The organism is Kitasatospora sp. NRRL B-11411 (assembly GCF_000721345.1).
In the GTDB taxonomy this organism is placed as follows: domain Bacteria; phylum Actinomycetota; class Actinomycetes; order Streptomycetales; family Streptomycetaceae; genus Kitasatospora; species Kitasatospora cineracea.
The window spans coordinates 1-21,297 of record NZ_JOGH01000052.1 but is presented as its reverse complement, the minus strand read 5'-3'; the positions used below and the strand labels follow the sequence as shown (position 1 = coordinate 21,297).

General features: G+C 72.7%; 20 protein-coding genes. 9 read left to right on the top strand and 11 right to left on the bottom strand.

The window, feature by feature from the left end; translation table 11 throughout:
- Positions 1-3: 3 nt before the first annotated feature.
- From IH44_RS0122475 to IH44_RS0122450, 6 genes are read right to left on the bottom strand one after another with little or no spacing between them, the layout of a single operon-like run.
- Entirely contained in the window at positions 4-1,272 is a 1,269-nt protein-coding gene (locus IH44_RS0122475) for a cysteine desulfurase (RefSeq protein ID WP_369794979.1), read from the bottom strand.
- Positions 1,269-2,033: a Fe-S cluster assembly ATPase SufC gene (gene sufC, locus IH44_RS0122470; protein ID WP_030461482.1), complete on the bottom strand. Its 765-nt coding sequence runs from the start codon at positions 2,031-2,033 to the stop codon at positions 1,269-1,271. Before sufC ends, IH44_RS0122475 begins: the two co-directional genes overlap by 4 nt.
- Before the next feature lie 7 nt (positions 2,034-2,040).
- The gene (locus IH44_RS0122465; RefSeq protein ID WP_030461481.1) at positions 2,041-2,358 is read right to left on the bottom strand and encodes a non-heme iron oxygenase ferredoxin subunit; all 318 of its coding nucleotides are present in this window, start codon (positions 2,356-2,358) and stop codon (positions 2,041-2,043) included.
- Entirely contained in the window at positions 2,355-3,587 is a 1,233-nt protein-coding gene (gene sufD / locus IH44_RS0122460; protein WP_030461480.1) for a Fe-S cluster assembly protein SufD, read from the bottom strand. The genes IH44_RS0122465 and sufD overlap by 4 nt, the downstream gene beginning before the upstream one ends.
- 57 nt (positions 3,588-3,644) lie before the next feature.
- Positions 3,645-5,057 (bottom strand): Fe-S cluster assembly protein SufB, encoded by a 1,413-nt coding sequence (gene sufB / locus IH44_RS0122455; protein ID WP_030461479.1) that lies wholly within the window; start codon positions 5,055-5,057, stop codon positions 3,645-3,647.
- Positions 5,054-5,908 (bottom strand): MarR family transcriptional regulator, encoded by an 855-nt coding sequence (locus tag IH44_RS0122450; RefSeq protein ID WP_030461478.1) that lies wholly within the window; start codon positions 5,906-5,908, stop codon positions 5,054-5,056. Before IH44_RS0122450 ends, sufB begins: the two co-directional genes overlap by 4 nt.
- Before the next feature lie 124 nt (positions 5,909-6,032).
- Between IH44_RS0122450 and IH44_RS0122445 the strand changes: the two genes are divergently transcribed.
- Together IH44_RS0122445 and IH44_RS0122440 are read left to right on the top strand one after the other, a co-directional pair.
- Positions 6,033-6,950 (top strand): ABC transporter ATP-binding protein, encoded by a 918-nt coding sequence (locus tag IH44_RS0122445; RefSeq protein WP_030461477.1) that lies wholly within the window; start codon positions 6,033-6,035, stop codon positions 6,948-6,950.
- Positions 6,947-7,717 (top strand): ABC transporter permease, encoded by a 771-nt coding sequence (locus IH44_RS0122440; RefSeq protein WP_030461476.1) that lies wholly within the window; start codon positions 6,947-6,949, stop codon positions 7,715-7,717. The genes IH44_RS0122445 and IH44_RS0122440 overlap by 4 nt, the downstream gene beginning before the upstream one ends.
- A gap of 64 nt (positions 7,718-7,781) precedes the next feature.
- Here the strand turns inward: IH44_RS0122440 and IH44_RS0122435 are convergent, their stop codons facing one another.
- Positions 7,782-9,077: a choice-of-anchor A family protein gene (locus IH44_RS0122435; RefSeq protein WP_030461475.1), complete on the bottom strand. Its 1,296-nt coding sequence runs from the start codon at positions 9,075-9,077 to the stop codon at positions 7,782-7,784.
- A gap of 225 nt (positions 9,078-9,302) precedes the next feature.
- Here IH44_RS0122435 and IH44_RS0122430 point away from each other — a divergent pair, with 225 nt between their 5' ends.
- Complete coding sequence (locus IH44_RS0122430) at positions 9,303-10,253, top strand: heme A synthase (RefSeq protein ID WP_030461474.1); 951 nt, start codon at positions 9,303-9,305, stop codon at positions 10,251-10,253.
- Between the two features lie 67 nt (positions 10,254-10,320).
- Here IH44_RS0122430 and IH44_RS0122425 read toward each other — a convergent pair whose 3' ends face one another.
- The 3 genes from IH44_RS0122425 to IH44_RS0122415 are packed head-to-tail and all read right to left on the bottom strand — an operon-like array spanning position 10,321 to position 12,485.
- Entirely contained in the window at positions 10,321-10,653 is a 333-nt protein-coding gene (locus tag IH44_RS0122425; protein WP_030461473.1) for a hypothetical protein, read from the bottom strand.
- 9 nt (positions 10,654-10,662) lie between these two features.
- The gene (locus IH44_RS0122420) at positions 10,663-11,898 is read right to left on the bottom strand and encodes an FAD-dependent monooxygenase (protein ID WP_035956065.1); all 1,236 of its coding nucleotides are present in this window, start codon (positions 11,896-11,898) and stop codon (positions 10,663-10,665) included.
- Complete coding sequence (locus IH44_RS0122415) at positions 11,895-12,485, bottom strand: hypothetical protein (protein WP_051817183.1); 591 nt, start codon at positions 12,483-12,485, stop codon at positions 11,895-11,897. Before IH44_RS0122415 ends, IH44_RS0122420 begins: the two co-directional genes overlap by 4 nt.
- 185 nt (positions 12,486-12,670) lie before the next feature.
- On the opposite strand from IH44_RS0122415, the gene IH44_RS0122410 reads away from it, so the two are divergent.
- Positions 12,671-13,315 carry a DUF2461 domain-containing protein gene (locus tag IH44_RS0122410; RefSeq protein ID WP_030461470.1) on the top strand — a complete coding sequence of 215 codons (645 nt, stop codon included), beginning with the start codon at positions 12,671-12,673 and terminating at the stop codon, positions 13,313-13,315.
- 28 nt (positions 13,316-13,343) lie between these two features.
- On the opposite strand, the gene IH44_RS0122405 is transcribed toward IH44_RS0122410, so the two are convergent.
- Complete coding sequence (locus IH44_RS0122405) at positions 13,344-14,288, bottom strand: heme o synthase (protein WP_030461469.1); 945 nt, start codon at positions 14,286-14,288, stop codon at positions 13,344-13,346.
- Between the two features lie 401 nt (positions 14,289-14,689).
- On the opposite strand from IH44_RS0122405, the gene tkt reads away from it, so the two are divergent.
- The 5 genes from tkt to pgl all read left to right on the top strand — a co-directional run.
- On the top strand, positions 14,690-16,786 hold the full coding sequence (gene tkt, locus IH44_RS0122400) for a transketolase (protein WP_030461468.1): 2,097 nt from the start codon (positions 14,690-14,692) through the stop codon (positions 16,784-16,786).
- A 95-nt stretch (positions 16,787-16,881) separates the two neighbouring features.
- Positions 16,882-18,021, top strand: a complete 1,140-nt coding sequence (gene tal, locus IH44_RS0122395; RefSeq protein ID WP_030461467.1) for a transaldolase — start codon at positions 16,882-16,884, stop codon at positions 18,019-18,021.
- Positions 18,022-18,092: 71 nt separating this feature from the next.
- Complete coding sequence (gene zwf / locus IH44_RS0122390) at positions 18,093-19,652, top strand: glucose-6-phosphate dehydrogenase (protein ID WP_051817189.1); 1,560 nt, start codon at positions 18,093-18,095, stop codon at positions 19,650-19,652.
- Entirely contained in the window at positions 19,649-20,776 is a 1,128-nt protein-coding gene (gene opcA, locus IH44_RS0122385) for a glucose-6-phosphate dehydrogenase assembly protein OpcA (protein WP_030461465.1), read from the top strand. Before zwf ends, opcA begins: the two co-directional genes overlap by 4 nt.
- A partial coding sequence (gene pgl, locus IH44_RS0122380) for a 6-phosphogluconolactonase (protein ID WP_030461464.1) occupies positions 20,773-21,297 on the top strand: 525 nt, incomplete at its 3' end. The genes opcA and pgl, both read left to right, overlap by 4 nt.

Sequence of the window (21,297 nt, the reverse complement as noted above, 5' to 3'; positions counted from 1 at the left end):
ACCTCAGCCGAAGAAGTTGCGGACGTGGTGGAGGCCGTCGATCAGCGCGTCCACCTCGCCGGGCGTGGAGTACAGGTAGAACGACGCCCTGGTGGTCGCCGGAATTCCGTACCGCAGGCAGACCGGCCGTGCGCAGTGGTGGCCGACCCGGACCGCGATGCCCTGCTCGTCGAGCACCTGGCCGACGTCGTGCGGGTGGATGTCGCCGAGCGTGAAGGAGATCGCCGCGCCGCGGTCGACGGCCGTGCGCGGGCCGATGATCCGCAGGTCGGGGACCTCCAGCAGGCGGTCGATCGCGTACGCGGTGATGGCGTGCTCGTGCGCGGCGACCTTGTCCATGCCGATCGCCGACAGGTAGTCGATGGCGGCGCCGAGGCCGACGGCCTGGGCGATCGGCGGGGTGCCGGCCTCGAACTTGTGCGGCGCGGGGGCGTAGGTGGACGAGCCCATGGTGACGGTCTCGATCATCTCGCCGCCGCCGAGGAACGGCGGGAGGTCCTCCAGCAGCTCCTGGCGGCCCCAGAGCACGCCGATGCCGGTCGGGGCGAGCATCTTGTGGCCGGTGAAGGCGACGAAGTCGGCCTCCAGCGCCTGCACGTCGAGCACGGCGTGCGGGGCGGCCTGCGAGGCGTCGATGGCGACCAGCGCGCCGACCGACTGCGCCTTGCGGACGATCTCCTCGACCGGGTTGACGGTGCCCAGCAGGTTGGACACCAGCGTCACCGAGACGATCTTGGTCTTCTCGGTGATCAGCTCGTCGATGTTCGACAGGTCGAGCCGGCCGTCGTCGGTCAGGCCGAACCACTTCAGCTTCGCGCCGGTGCGCTGCGCGAGCAGCTGCCACGGCACGATGTTGGAGTGGTGCTCCATCTCGGTGATCACGATCTCCGAGTCGGAGTCGACCTTGTACGGCTCCTCGGCCCAACCCAGCATGTTGGCAACGAGGTTGAGCGACTCGGAGGCGTTCTTGGTGAAGATCACCTCGTTGCGGCTGGGCGCGTTGACGAAGGACGCGACCTTGTCCCGGGCGCCCTCGTACAGCGCGGTGGCCTCCTCGGCGAGCACGTGCACGCCGCGGTGGACGTTGGCGTTGTGCTGCTCGTAGTAGGCGTTCAGCGCCTCCAGCACCTGGCGCGGCTTCTGCGAGGTCGCCGCGTTGTCCAGGTAGACCAGGGGCTTGCCGTCGTGCAGCTGCCGCGACAGGACCGGGAAGTCCTTGCGGATGGCGTCGGTGTCGAGCAGTCCGGTCAGATGGGAATGGGTCACTGTCACTCGGAAGCGCCGCCCTTCACGTAGCTCTCGTAGCCCTCTTCCTCCAGCTTGTCGGCGAGCTCGGCACCGCCGGACTCGACGATCCGGCCGCCCGCGAAGACGTGCACGTGGTCGGGCTTGATGTAGCGCAGGATGCGGGTGTAGTGGGTCACCAGCAGGGTGCCGACCTCACCGGTCGAGCGGACCCGGTTGATGCCCTCGGAGACGATCCGCAGCGCGTCGACGTCCAGGCCGGAGTCGGTCTCGTCGAGGATGGCGATCTTCGGCTTGAGCAGCTCCAGCTGGAGGATCTCGTGGCGCTTCTTCTCACCGCCGGAGAAGCCCTCGTTGACGTTGCGCTCGGCGAACGCCGGGTCCATCGAGAGGGCGGCCATCGCCTCCTTGACCTCCTTGACCCACAGCCGCAGCTTGGGGGCCTCGCCGCGGACGGCGGTGGCGGCGGTGCGCAGGAAGTTGGAGACCGAGACGCCGGGGACCTCGACCGGGTACTGCATGGCCAGGAACACACCGGCCCGGGCGCGCTCGTCGACGGACATCTCCAGCACGTCCTCGCCGTCCAGCAGCACCTGGCCGCCGGTGACGGTGTACTTGGGGTGGCCGGCCAGCGAGTAGGCCAGGGTGGACTTGCCGGAGCCGTTCGGACCCATGATCGCGTGGGTCTCGCCCTGCTTGACCGTCAGGTCGACGCCCTTGAGGATCTCGCGGGGGCCGCCCTCGGCGTTGACGGAGACGTGCAGGTCGCGGATTTCAAGCGTTGCCATGGGGTACTCAGTTCTCCTGGTTGACGGAGACGAGCACATCGTCCCCTTCGATCTTTACGGGGTAGACGGCGACCGGCCGGGTCGCGGGCAGCCCGGAGGGCTTGCCGGTGCGCAGGTCGAAGGTGGACCCGTGCAGCCAGCACTCGATCCGGCAGTCCTCGACCTCGCCCTCGGACAGCGAGACGTTGGCGTGCGAGCAGGTGTCGTTGATGGCGAACACGCCCTCGTCGGTCCGGACGATCGCCACCGGGACGCCGTTCAGCTCGACCTTCTTGGGCACGTCCTCCTGCAGGACGCTCAGCGCGCAGGCCCGGACGTAGCTCATGCCACGGTCTCTTCCAGTTCGGCCTCGATCTTCTCCAGCAGCCGGTCCTGGATCTCGGCGACGCCGATCTGCTGGACCAGCTCGGCGAAGAAGCCGCGCACCACCAGGCGGCGGGCCTCGTCGGCCGGGATGCCGCGGGACTGCAGGTAGAACAGCTGCTCGTCGTCGAAGCGGCCGGTCGCGGAGGCGTGGCCGGCGCCGACGATCTCGCCGGTCTCGATCTCCAGGTTCGGCACCGAGTCGACCCGGGCGCCGTCGGTGAGCACCAGGTTGCGGTTGAGCTCGTAGGTGTCGGTGCCGAGCGCGGCGGCCCGGATCAGCACGTCGCCGATCCACACCGCGTGCGCGTCCTGGCCCTGCAGCGCGCCCTTGTAGGCGACGTTGGAGCGGCAGTGCGGGGTGTCGTGGTCGATCACCAGGCGGTGCTCCAGGTGCTGGCCGGCGTCCGCGAAGTACAGGCCGAACAGCTCGGCCTCGCCGCCGGGGGCGGCGTAGTTGACCCGCGGGTGCAGGCGCACCACGTCGCCGCCGAAGGTCACGATGACCGACTTGAACGAGGCGTCCCGGCCGACCAGCGCGTTGCACTGAGCGACGTGCACCGCGTCGCGCTCCCAGTCCTGGACCGAGACGAAGGTCAGCTTCGCGCCGTCGCCGACCAGCAGGTCGACGTTGGCGGCCCGGGTGCCGGTGCCGGTGTGGCCCAGCACCACGACGGCCTCGGCGAACGGCTTGACCTCGACCACCAGGTGCGCGAAGGCGGTGCCGCCCTGGCCGTGCACGTCGATCCGGACCGGCTCGGTGAGCGCCGTCTCCTTGGGGACGGTCACCACCAGGGCCCGGTCGAAGGCGCTGAACGCCTGCGCGGCGACCCGGTCCACCGGGGTGCCGGCCTTGCCGACCCGGGGGTCGTCCCGGCCGACCAGCTCGGAGGTGACGCCCTCCGGCAGGCCCAGCTCGATCTTGTCCTCGCCGCGGGGGGCTTCCAGCGCCTTGCCGTCGTGCAGCCCGCCGAGGCGGTGCAGCGGGGTGAAGCGCCAGTCCTCCTCGCGGCCGGTGGGCACCGGGAAGTCGTTGACGTCGAAGGACGGCTTGACCGCGACCCGGGCGTCGATCGGCTGCCGGACGGTCTCGCGCCCGGTGCCCGGGCCGGCGAGCTGCGCGCCGGCGCCGGCGGTGCCGACCTCGATCGAGCCGGCGGTGGTGGAGCCGGGGGTGTTCTGCTCAGCCATGGCTGTTCGTGTTGCTCTCTTTCGGGAATGGTCGACGGGGGCGGGGCTGACGGCGCGTCAGCCGACCGCGCCCTCCATCTGCAGCTCGATCAGCCGGTTCAGCTCCAGCGCGTACTCCATCGGCAGCTCGCGGGCGATCGGCTCGACGAATCCGCGCACGATCATCGCCATCGCCTCGGTCTCGCTCAGGCCGCGGCTCATCAGGTAGAACAGCTGGTCCTCGGAGACCTTGGAGACGGTCGCCTCGTGGCCCATCGACACGTCGTCCTCGCGGACGTCCACGTACGGGTAGGTGTCCGAGCGGGAGACGGTGTCCACCAGCAGCGCGTCGCACAGCACGTTCGACTTGGCGCCGTGCGAGCCCTCGCCGATCTCGATCAGGCCGCGGTAGGAGGTGCGGCCGCCGCCGCGCGCCACCGACTTGGAGACGATGTGCGAGGAGGTGTTCGGCGCCATGTGAACCATCTTCGCGCCGGCGTCCTGGTGCTGGCCCTCGCCCGCGAAGGCGATCGACAGCGTCTCGCCCTTGGCGTGCTCGCCCATCAGGTAGACGGCCGGGTACTTCATGGTGACCTTGGAGCCGATGTTGCCGTCGACCCACTCCATGGTCGCGCCCTCGTACGCCACGGCGCGCTTGGTGACCAGGTTGTAGACGTTGTTCGACCAGTTCTGGATGGTCGTGTAGCGGCAGCGGCCGCCCTTCTTGACGATGATCTCGACCACCGCGGAGTGCAGCGAGTCCGAGGAGTAGATCGGCGCGGTGCAGCCCTCGACGTAGTGGACGTAGGCGTCCTCGTCGACGATGATCAGCGTCCGCTCGAACTGGCCCATGTTCTCGGTGTTGATCCGGAAGTAGGCCTGCAGCGGGATGTCCACGTGCACGCCCTTCGGCACGTAGATGAACGAGCCGCCGGACCAGACCGCCGTGTTCAGCGAGGCGAACTTGTTGTCGCCGACCGGGATGACGGTGCCGAAGTACTCCTTGAAGAGCTCCGGGTGCTCCTTCAGCGCGGTGTCGGTGTCCAGGAAGATGACGCCCTGCTCCTCCAGGTCCTCGCGGATCTGGTGGTAGACGACCTCGGACTCGTACTGGGCGGCGACGCCGGCCACCAGGCGCTGCTTCTCCGCCTCCGGGATGCCGAGCTTGTCGTACGTCGCCTTGATGTCGGCGGGCAGGTCCTCCCAGGACTCGGCCTGCTTCTCGGTCGAGCGCACGAAGTACTTGATGTTGTCGAAGTCGATGCCCGACAGGTCGGAGCCCCAGGTCGGCATGGGCTTCTTGCCGAACAGCTTCAGGCCCTTGAGGCGGAGGTCGAGCATCCACTCGGCCTCGTTCTTCTTCGCCGAGATGTCGCGGACGACCGCCTCGCTCAGGCCGCGCTTGGCGGCGGCTCCGGCGGTGTCCGAGTCGGCCCAGCCGTACTCGTACTTGCCGAGGCCTTCGAGCTCGGGGTGTGCGATGTCAGTCATGCGAGGTTCCTCCGCGCGGACGAGCCGTTTTCGTTGGGGGACGTACCGGCAGTCGGCGCGGCACCGGGCGTCCGGGAGGACGACGGTGCGGCACCGGATGCCGGCACATACGTGGTGCAGACCCCGTCGCCGTGGGCGATGGTGGCCAGCCGTTGCACATGGGTGCCCAGGAGCTGCGAGAAGACCTCGGTCTCCGCCTCGCAGAGCTGCGGGAACTGCTCGGCGATGTGCGCGACCGGGCAGTGGTGCTGGCAGAGCTGGGCGCCGGCCGGTGCGGCGGGCGCCGCGGCGGCGGACGGGACGCGCCGCACCGTGGCAGCGTACCCGTCGGCGCTGAGTGCCTCGGCCAGCGCCTCGGCGCGCCGGGCGCCGGCCTGGTCGAGGGCGTCCTGGTAGCGCTCGCCCTGCTTGGCGAGCCGGGCCCGGGCGAAGGCGGCGACCGCCTCCTCGCCCGCGCTGCCGCCGCCGGCCGCCTCCGAGATCCAGCGCAGCGCGTCGGCGGCGAGCTGGTCGTAGGCCTGGTAGAAGGCGCTGCGGCCGCTGTCGGTGAGGGCGAACACCTTGGCCGGGCGGCCGCGGCCGCGGCTGCCGTAGACCCGCTGCTCGCGGGCGTCGACCAGCCCGGCGGCGGCCAGGCCGTCCAGGTGGCGGCGGACCGCGGCGGGGGTCAGGCCGAGGCGGCTGGCCAGGTCGGCGGCCGAGGACGGGCCGTGGTCCAGGATCGAGCGGGCGACCCGGTCCCGGGTCGCCCGGTGGCCCTCGGCGAGGGCCTCCGCCGCCGTCGCGGGCACGGCGCAGCCGGGAGCGTCGGGCTCCCCGGGCCGGGCTTCGTGCTCGCGGATGTTTTTCACAACACGATTGTTGCGTAATTCGCCGGGCGGAAACAAGCCGTGATCCACGCCTCACCGGTGTCGTCCATCACGAAAGGCAAGCCTTACCTGAAAGGGCCCGTGAGCTGCTCCTAGACTCGCCGGTATGCATGCAGACCCCGCCGTCGAGGTGACCGGACTGGTCAAGCGGTACGGCGACAAGACCGCCGTGGACGGGCTGAGCCTGGCCATCGCCCGGGGCACCGTGACGGCGGTGCTGGGCCCGAACGGCGCGGGCAAGACCACCACGATCGAGACCTGCGAGGGCTACCGCCGCCCGGACGCGGGCACCGTCCGGGTGCTCGGCCTGGACCCGGTGTCCCAGGCCGGGCAGCTCAAGCCCCGGATCGGCGTGATGCTCCAGTCCGGGGGCGTGTACGCCGGTGCGCGCGCCCTCGAAATGCTCCACCACACCGCCAGGCTGTACGCCGACCCGCTGCCGGTCGGCCCGCTCGCCGAGCGCCTGGGCCTGGACTCCTGCGGCCGCACTCCCTACCGCCGGCTCTCCGGCGGCCAGCAGCAGCGCCTGGCCCTGGCGATGGCCGTGGTCGGCCGCCCCGAGCTGGTCTTCCTGGACGAGCCCACCGCCGGCCTCGACCCGCAGGCCCGCCGCGCCACCTGGGAGCTGGTCACCGAACTGCGCACCGCGGGCGTCACCGTCGTCCTCACCACCCACCGAATGGACGAGGCCGAGCAGCTCGCCGACGACGTCGCCGTCGTCGACCGCGGCCGCGTCATCGCCCAGGGCTCCCCCGACGAGCTGCGCGGCACCGACGCCCAGCTGCGCTTCGACGGCCCGCCCGGCCTCGACCTGGCCGGCCTGCGCAAGGTGCTGCCCGACCGCGCCGTCGTCACCGAACCCACCCCCGGCTCCTACCGGGTCGAGGCCGCCCTGGACGCCGCCCTGCTCGCCGCCGTCACCGGCTGGTGCGCCGAGGCCGGCGTGATGCCCGACAAGCTCGCGGTGCAGCGCCGCAGCCTCGAAGACGTCTTCCTCGACCTGACCGGACGGGACCTGCGATGACCGCCACCGACCTCACCCCCCGCCCGGGCGCCGCCCCGGTCGGCCGGATGCTGCTCGCGCAGACCGCCCTGGAGACCAGGATGCTGCTGCGCAACGGCGAGCAGCTGCTGCTCACCGTGGTCATCCCGACCGTGCTGCTGGTGCTGTTCTCCGCGGTCGACGTGGTCGCCGTGGACGGCCCGGGCAAGCGGGTGGACTTCCTGGCGCCCGGCCTGCTGGCGCTGGCGGTGATGTCCACCGCGTTCACCGGGCAGGCCATCGCCACCGGCTTCGAGCGCCGCTACGGCGTGCTCAAGCGCCTGGGCGCCACGCCGCTGCCGCGCTGGGCGCTGCTGTCCGCGAAGACCGGCTGCGTGCTGGTCACCGAGCTGCTGCAGGTGCTGCTGCTGTCGGCGATCGCGCTGGCGCTGGGCTGGTCGCCGCACGGGAACCCGCTGACCGTCCTGCTCCTGCTGGTGCTGGGCACCGCCGCGTTCTCGGGCCTCGGCCTGCTGATGGCGGGCACCCTGCGGGCGGAGGCCACGCTGGCCGGCGCCAACCTGGTGTTCGTCCTGCTGCTGCTGGCCGGCGGCGTGGTCGTCCCGCTGTCGAAGTTCCCGGACGCGGTGCGCCCGGTGCTGGAGCTGCTGCCGATCTCGGCGCTCTCCGACGGCCTGCGCTCGGTCCTCCAGCTCGGCGCCGGCGTGCCCTGGTCCGACCTCGGCGTGCTGGCCGGCTGGTCGGTGCTGGGCCTGGCCGCCGCGGCCCGGTTCTTCCGCTGGGAGTGAGCACCCGGCGCGGGAACGGCCCCGGGAGCGCCGCTCCCGGGGCCGTCGCCTTCCAACTCGCCTATCAGGCCCCGTTGTCGGCCTTCTTGCGGCGCGCCGCGTAGAGGATGCCGCCGCCCGCGGCGAGCACCGCGGCGCCGCCGACGGTCAGCGTCACGATGCCCTCCGCGCCGGTGAACGCCAGGCCGCCACCGCCGCTGTTCGAGCCGCCGCCGGCGGAGCCGGTGCGGCTCGCGGACGGGGACGGAGCCGCGCTGCCGGAGCCGCTCGGCTGCGGGCTCTCCGGGCCGCCGGGGGTCGGCGACCCGCTGCCCGCCGGGGTGGAGGCGCTCGCCGACGGGGACGGGCTCGCCGGGGTGCCGGTGCTCGCCGACGGCGAGGGGCTGCCGGAGGGCGGGGTGGTGGTGCCGCCGGGCAGGCAGCCGGCGAACGGGTAGTGGTGGGTCTCGGCGCCGCCGCTGCCGGTCAGCGACTTCGCCCACACCGAGCCGTTGACCGGGCCGCCGGTGCCGAGGTCGAACGCCGCGTTCGGGGCCAGCACGCCGCCCGGCCAGGCGTTGCCGCTGTGCTTGGTGACCGAGGTCGCGGTCGGGAGGTTCCACAGCAGCTTGGCGCGCTCGGCGCCGCCGTCCGCGGACTGCGTCTTGTCGTCCTGGACGTACGCGCCCTTGGCGTGGTCCCAGATCCAGAACCCGGTGGTCGGGGCCTTGGTCTGGTCGTAGGAGGCGCCGGTCACGTTGATGATCGTGGTGGAGCCCGCCGGGACCTTGAGGTAGACGTCCCCGGCCCTCTGCAGCACGTCGGCCGCGACGGTGAAGACGTTGGTGGCCGCGTCGGTGCCGGTGAAGGTGGTCTTCTTGCCGTCGACGACCGGTGCGCCGCCGGTGGTCTTCGCCAGCTCGGTGGAGACGTGCCGCAGGTTGGCGAACTCCTTGGCGAAGTCGATCGGCGAGGCGCCCTGCTCGACGTTGTCGGCCCGGCCGCCGCCGACCAGGGTGCCGGCGTAGACGCCCTTGCCCTTCATCAGCCGGAAGTGGGCGCCGCCGCCGATGTTCAGGTTGCCGCCCACCACCAGCGAGTAGCCGCCGGGCAGGGCCGCGATCTCCTCGGGGGTGAGCTCGTTGCCGATGGTGAAGCCGTTGCTGAAGTCGGCGTTGCCGCCGACCGCGACGGCGCCCTCGGCGTCCGGCCGGTGGGTGTCGTTCCCCTCGACGAACTCGCCGTACTTCCCGGCGACCCCGAGGTCGAAGCAGGTGCCGCCCGTCGTGGGGGCGGCGGTCGCGGCGGTCGGGGCGACCAGGGCCGCGAGGGCGAGCGAGCCGCCGAGCGCCACGGCGGCGGCGGATATGGACGTGCGCATGTGCAGGACTCCGCGTGTGGGTGCGGGCAGGAGTGGGAGATGAGCCCAGGCCGAAAAGGTATGGACCAATGCGCACTCTTTCGGCCATTCCGGCAACTGGTCAAGACCACTGACCGACACGCTCGAAATGATCCGGTCTGTCCGCGTGTCCGCCGGATCGCCCCCCGCCGCGCCCGCCCGCCGCCCGGGACCGGAGCACGGCGTAAGCCCGCCTACGATGGTCCGGTGACCAACCCGTTCTCCTTCCTCGCCGAACGCTGGCACCCGTCCCCCCAGCACGTCCGCCGGGCGGCGCTGGCCGCACTGGTGATGAGCGTGGTGATCGTGGTGACCGGCGGCGCGGTCCGGCTGACCGACTCCGGCCTGGGCTGCACCACCTGGCCCGCCTGCACCGGCAGCAGCGTAACGCCGACGCCCGAGATGGGCGTGCACGGCGTCATCGAGTTCACCAACCGGATGCTGACCTACGTGCTGTCCGCCGCGATCGGCTGGTTCATCCTGGCCGCCCGCTGCGCGAAGCCGTGGCGCCGCTCGCTGACCAAGCTCGGCTGGGCCCAGTTCTGGCTGGTCTTCTCCAACGCGGTGCTCGGCGGCATCACCGTGCTGACCGACCTCAACCCGTACGTGGTGGCGCTGCACATGGTCGCCGCGCTGGGCCTGGTCTGGGCGGCCGTGCTCGGCTGGGAGCGCAGCAAGGAGGGCGACGGCGCGCCGCACCCGCTGGCGGCGCCCGGGATCCAGCGGTTCGCGCAGGTGCTGGTGGCCTCGATCGGGGCGCTGGTGCTGGTCGGCACGCTGGTCACCGGCGCGGGCCACCACCCGGGCTCGGCCGGCACCTGGCGCATTCCGCTCGACTACGACCGCCTGGCCCAGGCCCACGCCGACCTGGTCTTCCTCACGGTGGGCCTGACGCTGGCCGCGCTGCTGGTGTTCGCCGCGGTCAAGGTCCCGCCCGCCGCCCGGGCCCGGGTGCGGGAGCTGTTCGTGCTGCTGCTCCTGCAGGGCACGCTCGGTTTCGTCCAGTACTTCACGGACGCCCCGGAGGTCATGGTCGGCCTGCACATGCTGGGCGCCGCGGTGATCTGGGGCGCCGCCCTGCGCGTCCCGCTGGCGCTGCGCACCCGGGCGGGCATCCCGGCCCAGTCCGCCGCCCCGTCCACCGAACTGGTCGCCTGACCGGTTCCCCGGAACGCACCGACGGCCCGCCGGGGAACCCGGCGGGCCGTCGTCGTCCGCGCGGCGGTCAGAGCTGGATGCCCGCCATCCGCTTCCACTCGTACGGGCCGGTCTTCACCTTCAGGCCCAGCTCACCCCCGAACTCCTCGTGCAGGGTGAGCCCGGCGAGCTCGGCGGCCCGGCGGCCGACCGCGTAGCTCGGCGCGACCTGGTCGCCCCAGGCGCCGTCGGCGCCGACCAGGACGATCCGGGTGGCGACGGCCCCGACGTACTCGACGACGGCGTCGGCGCTGCCGCCGTGCTGCGCGGCGAAGCTGCTCAGGTGCTTGGCGATGCGCTTGGCGCGGCGCTCGGCGCGGGCGTCCGGCGCGGCGGTGGTGGCGGTCTCTGCGCTGCTCATGCCCGCATGCTACCGACCGGTAGACCGGCTGGCGACGGCAGTTCGCTGTGCCGGGGGCCACACGCCCGCCACCGGCAGCTCGCCGGCCCCCGCGTAGGCCCGGGCGAACTCGGCGCCCTCCGGGCCGGGCCGGGCGATCCGGTGGATCCGCTCCAGCCGCAGCCGCAGCGCGAACTCCCGCTGCTCGGGCGGCAGTCCGGCCGGCAGGTGGAGCAGTTCGAGCAGCCGGTCGGAGAACTCCTGGGTGCGCCAGGCCGCCTCCAGCCGGCGCTGCTGGTAGCCGTCCAGCGCGCCGTGGTCGCCCCGGACGGCGGCGGCCAGCGCCCCGGCCAGGTCGGCGACGTCGGCGACGGCCGAGTTGAGGCCCTTGGCCCCGGACGGGGTGACGGTGTGCGCGGCGTCCCCGGCCAGCAGCAGCCGCCCGGCGCGCATCCGGCGGGCGACCCGGCCGCGCATCCGCAGCATGCCGGTCTCCAGCAGGGCGCCGAGCGCCGGGTCCGCGGCGTCGAGGGCGAGCCTGCGCTCCAGTTCGGCCCGGATCCGCGGCTCGTCCCAGCCGGACAGCTCCTCCCCCGCCGGGACCTCCAGGTAGAAGCGGCCGACGTCGGCGGTGCGCGGCATCATCCCGGCGAACCCGTCGGCGTGCACCGCGTAGCGGATCCGCTCGACCGGGCGGGAGATCCGGGCCAGCACGGTCAGCCAGTCGTACGGGTAGCGCCGGGCGGCGCCGTCCGCGCCGCCGGGGAGGGCGGCGGCGACCGTGCTGCGCGCGCCGTCGCAGCCGACCGCCCAGTCGGCGCGCAGCTCGCCGCCGGCTGTGCGCAGCACGGGGCGGCCGTCCCCGTCGAGGGCGACGGACTCGACGGGGCTCTCGAAGGCGACGGTGCCGCCGTCCTCCTCGTAGGCGGCGACCAGGTCGCGGACCAGCAGCTGCTGCGGGTAGACCCAGTGCCGGACGCCGCCCGAGAGCGCGCCGTAGTCGACCGGCACCCGCTCGCCGAGGCAGGTGATCTCGCACTCCCCGTGCCGCTCGCCCTCGGCGGTCAGCCGGTCGGCGAGGCCCAGGGAGCGCAGGTACTCGACCACCCGGTGCTCCAGCACACCGGCCCGGGCGGTGCGCTCCAGTTCGGCGCGGGAGAGCCGTTCGTGGACGGTGGCCTCGACGCCGGCCCGGCGCAGCGCGTGGGCGAGGACGAGTCCGGCGGGTCCGGCGCCGACCACGGCGACGGTGGTGCGGGCGGTCATCGGCTGCCTCCGGCGGCGAGCAGTCCGGCCCCGAGCGCGGCGGGCACCACGGCGGGGTTGAAGGTCTCGGTGACGGCGGCCAGCGGTCGGCGGCCGTGCCAGAGCAGGTAGGTCTTGTAGGCGGCGGGTTCGCCGTCCCAGTCGCGGACCCCGGTGTCCAGCACGGTGCGCCGGTGGGCGGTGCCGGCGGCCTGGAGGGCGGCGCCGATCGGCGCGCCGGTGTCGGTGAGGCAGCGCTCGGCGTCGGCGTCGAGCGCGGGCCGGGCGACGACCACGTTGCGGGAGAGTTCGGCGCCGTCGCGGCCGTTCAGCACCGAGCGGCGGACGATCAGCCGCTCCTCCGGCCCGGCGCCGAGCAGGGTGGCGGACCCGGCGGGGGCAGCCGCGGCGGGCACCCGGCGGTGGTCGGCCGCGCCGATCCGGGCGGGCCCGCCGGTCCAGGCCTCCAGCAGGGTGGTGGTGAGCCCGTCGGCGCTGAGCAGCATCCGGGTGGGCGGGGCGGTGAAACGGCCCGTGCGGACGGCCGTCTCGGCCGGTTTCCGGGTGGTGAAGGCGTGTGCGGACACGTCGATGGAGTGCAGCGGCATCGGTCCCCCGAGGACGTCGACGGTGTGGGCCGCGCCGGGCCGACGATCCCCCGTCCGTCCCGGCGCCCCCGCGCGGGGCGGGCGGTGGCCGACCCTACTCGACAAGTGTTTCCGCTGACGAAACGTCACCTCATGCCCGGGCAAAGCCGTTCGGCGGTCGGCCACGGGGCGTGAATACTGTCCGGGTGAACGATTTCCGTGGCTGGCCGGCCGAGGCGCTGGAGTTCTACGAGCACCTGGAGGCCGACAACTCGAGGACCTTCTGGACCGCGCACCGCGCGGTGTACGACGAGGTGGTGCGGGCGCCGATGGAGGCGCTGCTGGCGCGGCTGGAACCGGAGTTCGGGCCGGGGCGGATCTTCCGGCCGAACCGGGACGTCCGGTTCTCGGCCGACAAGTCCCCGTACAAGACGCACGTCGGCGGCTACCTGGAGGGCGGCGGCTACGTGCAGCTGTCGGCCGACGGGCTGGCCTGCGGGCTGGGCTACTACCAGCTGGCGAGCGACCAACTGGCCCGCTACCGCACTGCGGTGGCCGAGGACGTGCCGGGCGCCGAGCTGGAGCGGGTGGTGGCGGCCGTCCGGGCGGCCGGGCCGCAGGTGGTCGGCCGGGGCAGTCTGAAGACCGCGCCGCGCGGCACGCCCAAGGACCACCCGCGGATCGAACTGCTGCGCCACAAGGGCCTGATCGCCTGGCAGGAGTGGGAGCCCGCGGCCTGGCTGGGCACCGCGAAGGCGTACGACCGGGTCACCGGGTTCCTGCGGGCGGCGGCGCCGCTGCACGAGTGGCTGGAGAACCACGTCGGCCCCAGCGAGCTTCCGCCGCGCTGAGGCCGAGGGTCCTGCGAGAAAGGGGGGTTCAGCCCACGAAGGGGTCGATCGCCACGACCAGGAACAGCAGGGTCAGGTAGGTGATCGACCAGTGGAACAGCCGCATCTCCTTGAGCTTGGCGCCCACGATGCCGGCCTTGGCGCGCGACTGAAGGGCGTACGCCTCCTTCATCCACAGCGCGCCGAGGACGGCGGCGGTGGCCGGGTACAGCCAGCTGGTGTGCGCGGCGGGCCACAGCAGCAGCGAGGTCGCCACCATCACCCAGGAGTAGGCGACGACCTGCCGGGCCACGCCGATGTTGCCGCGGATCACCGGCAACATCGGCACGCCGGCCTTGGCGTAGTCGTCGCGGACCTTCATCATCAGCACCCAGGTGTGCGGCGGCGTCCAGAAGAACACCACCAGGAACAGCACCACGGCCGCCCAGGACACCGAGTTCGTCACCGAGGACCAGCCGACCAGCACCGGCATGCAGCCGGCGATGCCGCCCCAGACCACGTTCTGCGAGGTGCGGCGCTTGAGGCCGAGGGTGTAGACGAACACGTAGAACAGCAGCGCGCCGAGGGCGAGCGCCGAGGAGAGCCAGTTGACCAGCAGGCCCAGCCAGAGCGTGGAGACCACGGCCAGCACGACGCCGAAGACCAGCGCCTCGCGCGGGGAGACCATGCCGGTGACGATCGGGCGCCGCTCGGTGCGCGACATCACCGCGTCGATGTCGCGGTCGATGTACATGTTGAGCGCGTTCGCGCCGCCCGCCGACAGGTAGCCGCCGACCACCACCGCGAGCACCCGCCACAGGTTGGGCACGCCGTCCTGGGCCAGGAACATCACCGGTACCGTCGAGATCAGCAGCAGCTCGATGATCCGGGGTTTGGTGAGGGCCACGAAGGCCCCGACGCGGGCCCCGAACGGCCGGGGCGCGGTCCTCGTCCCTACCACCACCCCAGCGGGGCGGGATTCGACGGCGGTCACGGACACCTCAACAGTCGATGAACTTCCACAGGCGACCCGGTAGACCCGCAGGGTGCCCGCCGTCCGCTCTGCGCGTACCACGCAACCATAGACGTTCCATATCTCCCGATCCGCCCCGGGGTCCCCCGGCGAGCCGCGCCCGCTCCCGTCTTGCCCTTCGGACGGGCAAACCCTCCCTGGACGGGTGAAGGTAGGACAGACCAGTTGACGCCCCGCCAGGGGAATGCGACGCCGCGACCCCGCGTTGCCCGGCACAGAGGGTGAGGGGCCCCGCAAACGGTAGGCTCGCACAGAGAAGCGGGATCAACCCTCCGTGATCGGCACCAGCCACAGCGGCGTGGCCGTCCGGTCCCCTTCACGGGGTCACACTTCACAGAATCCGGAAGGAGCCCTGAGTCAGGGTGAGCACCACGCCGAACGTCTTTGAGTGGAGCGAGGCGGACCAGCGGGCCGTCGACACGGCCCGGGTCCTGGCCATGGACGCCGTGCAGAAGGTGGGGAACGGGCACCCCGGAACCGCCATGTCGCTGGCTCCCGCCGCGTACGTGATCTTCCAGCGCTTCCTGCGCCACGACCCGACCGACCCGGCCTGGGTCGGCCGGGACCGCTTCGTGCTGTCCCCCGGGCACACCTCCCTCACGCTGTACACCCAGCTGTTCCTGTCCGGCTACGGACTGTCGCTGGACGACCTGAAGGCCTTCCGGGTGGCCGGCAGCCGCACCCCCGGCCACCCCGAGCACGGCCACACCGCCGGCGTCGAGACCACCACCGGCCCGCTCGGCCAGGGCATCGGCAACGCGGTCGGCATGGCGATGGCCGCCCGCTACGAGCGCGGCCTGTTCGACCCGGACGCGGCGCCCGGCACCTCGCCGTTCGACCACACCGTCTGGGCGATCGTCTCCGACGGCGACCTGGAGGAGGGCATCTCCGCCGAGGCGTCCTCGCTGGCCGGCCACCAGAAGCTGGGCAACCTGGTCGCGCTCTACGACGACAACCACATCTCGATCGAGGGCGACACCGCCACCGCCTTCTCCGAGGACGTGCTGGCCCGCTACGAGGCGTACGGCTGGCACGTCCAGCGGGTCGCCCCGAAGTCCGACGGCGACATCGACGTGGTCGCGCTGGCCGCCGCACTGGAGGCCGCCCGGGCCGAGACCGGCAAGCCGTCGATCATCGCGATGCGCACCATCATCGCCTGGCCCGCGCCGAACGCCCAGGACACCGCCAAGGCGCACGGCTCGGCCCTCGGCGACGCCGAGATCGCCGCCACCAAGAAGGTCCTCGGCTTCGACCCGGCGAAGACCTTCGAGGTCTCCGACGAGGTCGTCGCGCACGCCCGCGGCGTGGTCCAGCGCGGCCAGGCCGCCCGCGCCGCCTGGGACGCCGAGCTCGCCGACTGGCGCGCCGCCAACCCGCAGCGCGCCGCCGAGTTCGACCGGATCCAGATCGGCGAGCTGCCCGACGGCTGGGAGAAGGCGATCCCGTCCTTCCCGGCCGGCAAGTCCGTCGCCACCCGCAAGGCCTCCGGCGACACCCTGAAGGCCGTCGGCAAGCTCGTCCCCGAGCTCTGGGGCGGCTCCGCGGACCTCGCCGAGTCCAACCTCACCACGATCGACGAGGAGTCCTCCTTCCTCCCGGAGGGCAACGCGCTCAAGAGCGCCTCGCCGTACGGCCGGACGATCCACTTCGGCATCCGCGAGCACGCCATGGGCTCGATCATGAACGGCATCGCGCTGCACGGCCGCACCCGGATCTACGGCGGCACCTTCCTGGTGTTCTCCGACTACATGCGCCCCGCGGTCCGGCTCGCCGCGCTGATGAAGCTGCCGGTCACCTACGTCTGGACGCACGACTCGATCGGCCTCGGCGAGGACGGCCCGACCCACCAGCCGGTCGAGCACCTGGCCGCGCTGCGCGCCATCCCCGGCCTCGCCGTGGTCCGCCCGGCGGACGCCAACGAGACCGCCGTGGTGTGGCGCACCGTGCTGGAGCGGCAGACCAGCCACCCCGGCCCGGTCGGCCTGGCGCTGACCCGCCAGGGCGTGCCGACCTTCGACCGCGAGGTGTTCGGCTCCGCCGAGGGCGCGGCCAGGGGCGGCTACGTGCTGGCCGAGGCCGAGGGCGGCGAGCCCAAGGTCATCCTGATCGGCACCGGCTCCGAGGTGCAGCTGGCCGTCCAGGCCCGCGAGGCGCTGCAGGCCGAGGGCGTCCCGACCCGGGTGGTCTCGCTGCCGTCCGTCGAGTGGTTCAACGAGCAGGACCAGGCGTACCGCGACAGCGTGCTGCCGCCGAACGTCCGGGCCCGGGTCTCGGTCGAGGCGGGCATCGCCCAGGGCTGGCGCGAGCTGGTCGGCGACGCCGGTCGGATCATCAGCCTGGACCACTTCGGCGCCTCCGCCGACTACCAGGTGCTGTACCAGGAGTTCGGCCTCACCGCGGACGCGGTCGCCAACGCCGCCCGCGCCTCGCTGCGCACGGTCGAGGCCGTCTCCCGCTGACGCGCTGACCCGCCCGGCCCGGGGTATCCGCACTGCCCCGGGCCCGGGCCCCGGACTCCACCTGACGTACGAAAGAAGAAGAGGGACTGAGCACCATGACCGACGCATTGAACCGCCTCAGCGAAGAAGGCGTGGCGATCTGGCTCGACGACCTGAGCCGGGAGCGCCTGAACTCCGGCAACCTGGCCGAGCTGGTGCAGGAGAAGCACGTCGTCGGCGTCACCACCAACCCGACCATCTTCCAGAAGGCCATCGGCAGCGGCAGCGCCGCCTACGACGGCCAGCTGACCGACCTCGCGGTCCGCAAGGTCACCACCGAGGAGGCGATCCGCATGATCACCACCTCCGACGTGCGGGACGCCGCCGACGTGCTGCGCCCCGTGTACGACGCCTCCAACGGCCGCGACGGCCGGGTCTCCATCGAGGTCGACCCGCGTCTGGCCCACCGCACCGACGCCACCGTGGCCGAGGCCAAGCAGCTGTGGTGGCTGGTCGACCGCCCGAACGTGCTGATCAAGATCCCCGCCACCATGGGCGGCCTGCCCGCGATCAGCCAGGTGCTGGCCAAGGGCATCAGCGTCAACGTCACGCTGATCTTCTCGCTGGAGCGCTACAAGGCCGTCATCGACGCCCACCTGACCGGCCTGGAGCAGGCCAAGGCCGCCGGCCTCGACCTCTCCCAGATCGAGTCCGTCGCCTCGTTCTTCGTCTCCCGCGTGGACACCGAGATCGACAAGCGCCTGGACGCGGTCGGCACCCCCGAGGCCAAGGAGCTGCGCTCCAAGGCCGCCGTCGCCAACGCCCGCCTCGCCTACCAGGCGTACGAGGAGGTCTACGGCTCGGTGGACGGCTCCAAGCCCGCCTCCGCGCGCTGGGCGGCCCTGGAGGCGGCCGGCGCCAAGCCGCAGCGCCCGCTGTGGGCGTCCACCGGCGTCAAGGACCCGAACCTGCCGGACACCCTCTACGTGACCGAGCTGGTCGCCCCGGGCACCGTCAACACCATGCCCGAGGCCACCCTGGACGCCACCGACGACCACGGCCCGGTCACCGGCGACACCATCACCCCGAACTACGCCGACGCCAAGGCCGTGCTCGACGCGGTCGCCGCCGCGGGCGTGGACTACGACGACGTGGTCCAGGTCCTGGAGGACGAGGGCGTGAGCAAGTTCGAGGCCTCCTGGACCGAGCTGCTCGACACCGTCACCGCGGCGCTCGAAGCGCACGGCAAGAACTGACACCTGCTCACGGAACCGACGCACGGAAAGCGGAGCACACCACAGTGAGCAACACCCAGCCGTACCCGGATGTGGAGGGCACGGAGCCGGCCGCGGGAGACACCCCGGACCGGCCCGTCAACCCGCTGCGCGACCCCGCCGACCGGCGGCTGCCGAGGATCGCCGGGCCGTCCGGCCTGGTGATCTTCGGCGTCACCGGCGACCTGTCGCGCAAGAAGCTGATGCCGGCGGTCTACGACCTCGCCAACCGCGGCCTGCTGCCGCCGGGCTTCTCGCTCGTCGGTTTCGCCCGCCGCGAGTGGGAGGACGAGGACTTCGCCAACGAGGTGCACGACGCCGTCAAGGAGCACGCCCGCACGCCCTTCCGCGAGGAGGTCTGGGAGCAGCTCGCCAAGGGCATGCGCTTCGTCCAGGGCGACTTCGGCGACGACGAGGCGTTCGACACCCTGCGCCGCACGATCGAGGACCTCGACCAGGCGCAGGGCACCAGCGGCAACTTCGCGTTCTACCTGTCGGTGCCGCCGAAGTTCTTCCCGACCGTGGTCCAGCAGCTCAAGAAGCACGGACTGACCGACCCGGCGCCGGGCTCCTGGCGCCGGGCGGTGATCGAGAAGCCGTTCGGCCACGACCTGGCCAGCGCCCAGGAGTTGAACCGGATCGTCCACGAGGTCTTCCCCCGTGACGAGGTCTTCCGGATCGACCACTACCTGGGCAAGGAGACCGTCCAGAACATCCTGGCGCTGCGCTTCGCCAACCAGATGTTCGAGCCGATCTGGAACCGGTCGTACGTCGACCACGTGCAGATCACCATGGCCGAGGACATCGGCATCGGCGGCCGGGCCGGCTACTACGACGGCATCGGCTCCGCCCGTGACGTCATCCAGAACCACCTGCTCCAGCTGATGGCGCTGACCGCCATCGAGGAGCCGGCGTCCTTCCACCCGAAGGCGCTGGTCGCCGAGAAGCTGAAGGTGCTCAGCGCCGTCAAGCTGCCCGCCGACCTGGGCGCGCACACCGTGCGCGGCCAGTACAGCTCCGGCTGGCAGGGCGGCGAGGAGGTGCTCGGCTACCTGGACGAGGACGGCATCAACCCCGAGTCCAAGACCGACACCTACGCCGCCATCAAGCTGGAGATCAACAACCGGCGCTGGGCGGGCGTCCCGTTCTACCTGCGCACCGGCAAGCGGCTGGGCCGCCGGGTCACCGAGATCGCGGTGGTCTTCCAGCGCGCCCCGTACCTGCCGTTCGACTCCTACGCCACCGAGGAGCTCGGCCAGAACGCCCTGGTGATCCGCGTCCAGCCGGACGAGGGCGTCACCGTGCGGTTCGGCTCGAAGGTCCCCGGCACCGCGCTGGAGGTCCGCGACGTCACGATGGACTTCGCCTACGGCGAGTCCTTCACCGAGTCCAGCCCCGAGGCGTACGAGCGCCTCATCCTGGACGTCCTGCTCGGCGACGCGAACCTCTTCCCGCGGCACCAGGAGGTCGAGCTGTCCTGGCAGATCCTCGACCCGATCGAGCAGTACTGGGACGCCAACGGCAAGCCCGCGCAGTACCCGGCCGGCACCTGGGGCCCGGTCGAGGCGGACGAGATGCTCGCACGAGACGGCAGGAGCTGGCGCCGGCCATGAAGATCGACCTGACGGACACCACGTCCAGCAAGATCAACGCAGCCCTGATGGACGCCCGCCGGGCCAGCGGCTCGACCGCCGCCGGCATGGTGCTGACCCTGGTCATCGTGACCGACGAGGGCAGCGCCTACGACGCCCTCAAGGCCGCCAACGACGCCTCCCGCGAGCACCCCTCGCGGACGCTCGCCGTCATCAAGCGGGCCGGCCGCTCGCCCCGCGCCCGGGCCGAGACCCGGCTGGACGCGGAGATCCTGGTCGGCACCGACGCGGGCAGCGGCGAGACCGTCGTCCTGCGCATGCACGGCGAACTCGCCGCGCACGCCCAGTCGGTGGTCCTCCCGCTGCTGCTGCCGGACGCCCCCGTGGTGGTCTGGTGGCCGGACAACGCGCCGCTCAACCCGGCACAGGACCCGCTCGGCGCGCTCGCCCAGCGCCGGATCACCGACGCGGTGACCGCCGAGTCCCCGGTCGGCCAGCTCGCCCAGCGGGCGGCCGGCTACACCCCCGGCGACACCGACCTCGCCTGGACCAGGATCACCGGCTGGCGCTCCATGCTGGCCGCCGCCCTGGACCAGCGCGACGTCGAGATCACCGGCGCGGTGGTCGAGGGCGAGTCGTACAACCCCAGCGTCGAACTGCTCGGCCTGTGGCTGCACAACCGCCTGCGCGTCCAGGTCGAGCGGGTCGTCACCGGTGGCCCCGGCATCACCGCCGTCCGGCTGCGCACCAAGGAGGGCGACATCACCCTCGACCGCCCCGACGGCCTGCTCGGCACGCTCTGCATGCCCGGCGCGCCCGACCGGATGGTCGCGCTCAAGCGCCGCGACACCGCCGAGCTGATCGCCGAGGAGCTGCGCCGCCTCGACCCCGACGACATCTACGCCGCCGCCGTCCGCACCCCGGTCGACCGGCTGCGCGAGCGGATCGCCGGCGTCGAGCACGCGGGACCCGGCGGCACCGTGGAGGCCGAGGCCCCCGCGGCCGCGGAGCCGGACGCCAAGGTCGTCGAGGCCGCCGTCGCCGCCCCGGCCCGGGTCACCGCCAAGCTGCCGGAGAAGGCCGCCCCGGCGGCGAAGAAGGCCACCGCCAAGAAGGCCGCCCCGCGCAAGCGGAGCGGCCAGTGAGCACCGACCGGGTCCTGGTCCACCGGGACGCCGCGCTGCTCGCCCAGGCGGCCGCCGCCCGGCTGCTCACCGCCCTGGCCGACGCCCAGGCCGCCCGCGGCACCGCCCACCTGGTGCTCACCGGCGGCCGCAACGGCAACGCCCTGCTCGCCGCGCTCGCCGCCCACCCGGCGCGCGACGCGGTGGACTGGGCGCACGTCGACCTGTGGTGGGGCGACGAACGCTACCTGCCGGCCGGCGACCCGGAGCGCAACGCGGTGCAGGCCGCCGCGTTCCTGGACGCCGTCCGGCCGCTCGGCGCCCGGGTGCACGAGATGCCCCCCGCCGACGGCAGCACCCCCGCCGAGGACGCCGCCGAACAGTACGCCGCCGAGCTGGCCGCGGCCGCCGCCCCCGGCGAACGGCTGCCGCTCTTCGACGTCCTGCTGCTCGGCGTCGGCCCCGACGCCCACGTCGCCTCGCTCTTCCCCGGCCACCCCGGGGTCGAGCAGGCGGACGGCACCGTCATCGCCGTCCACGAC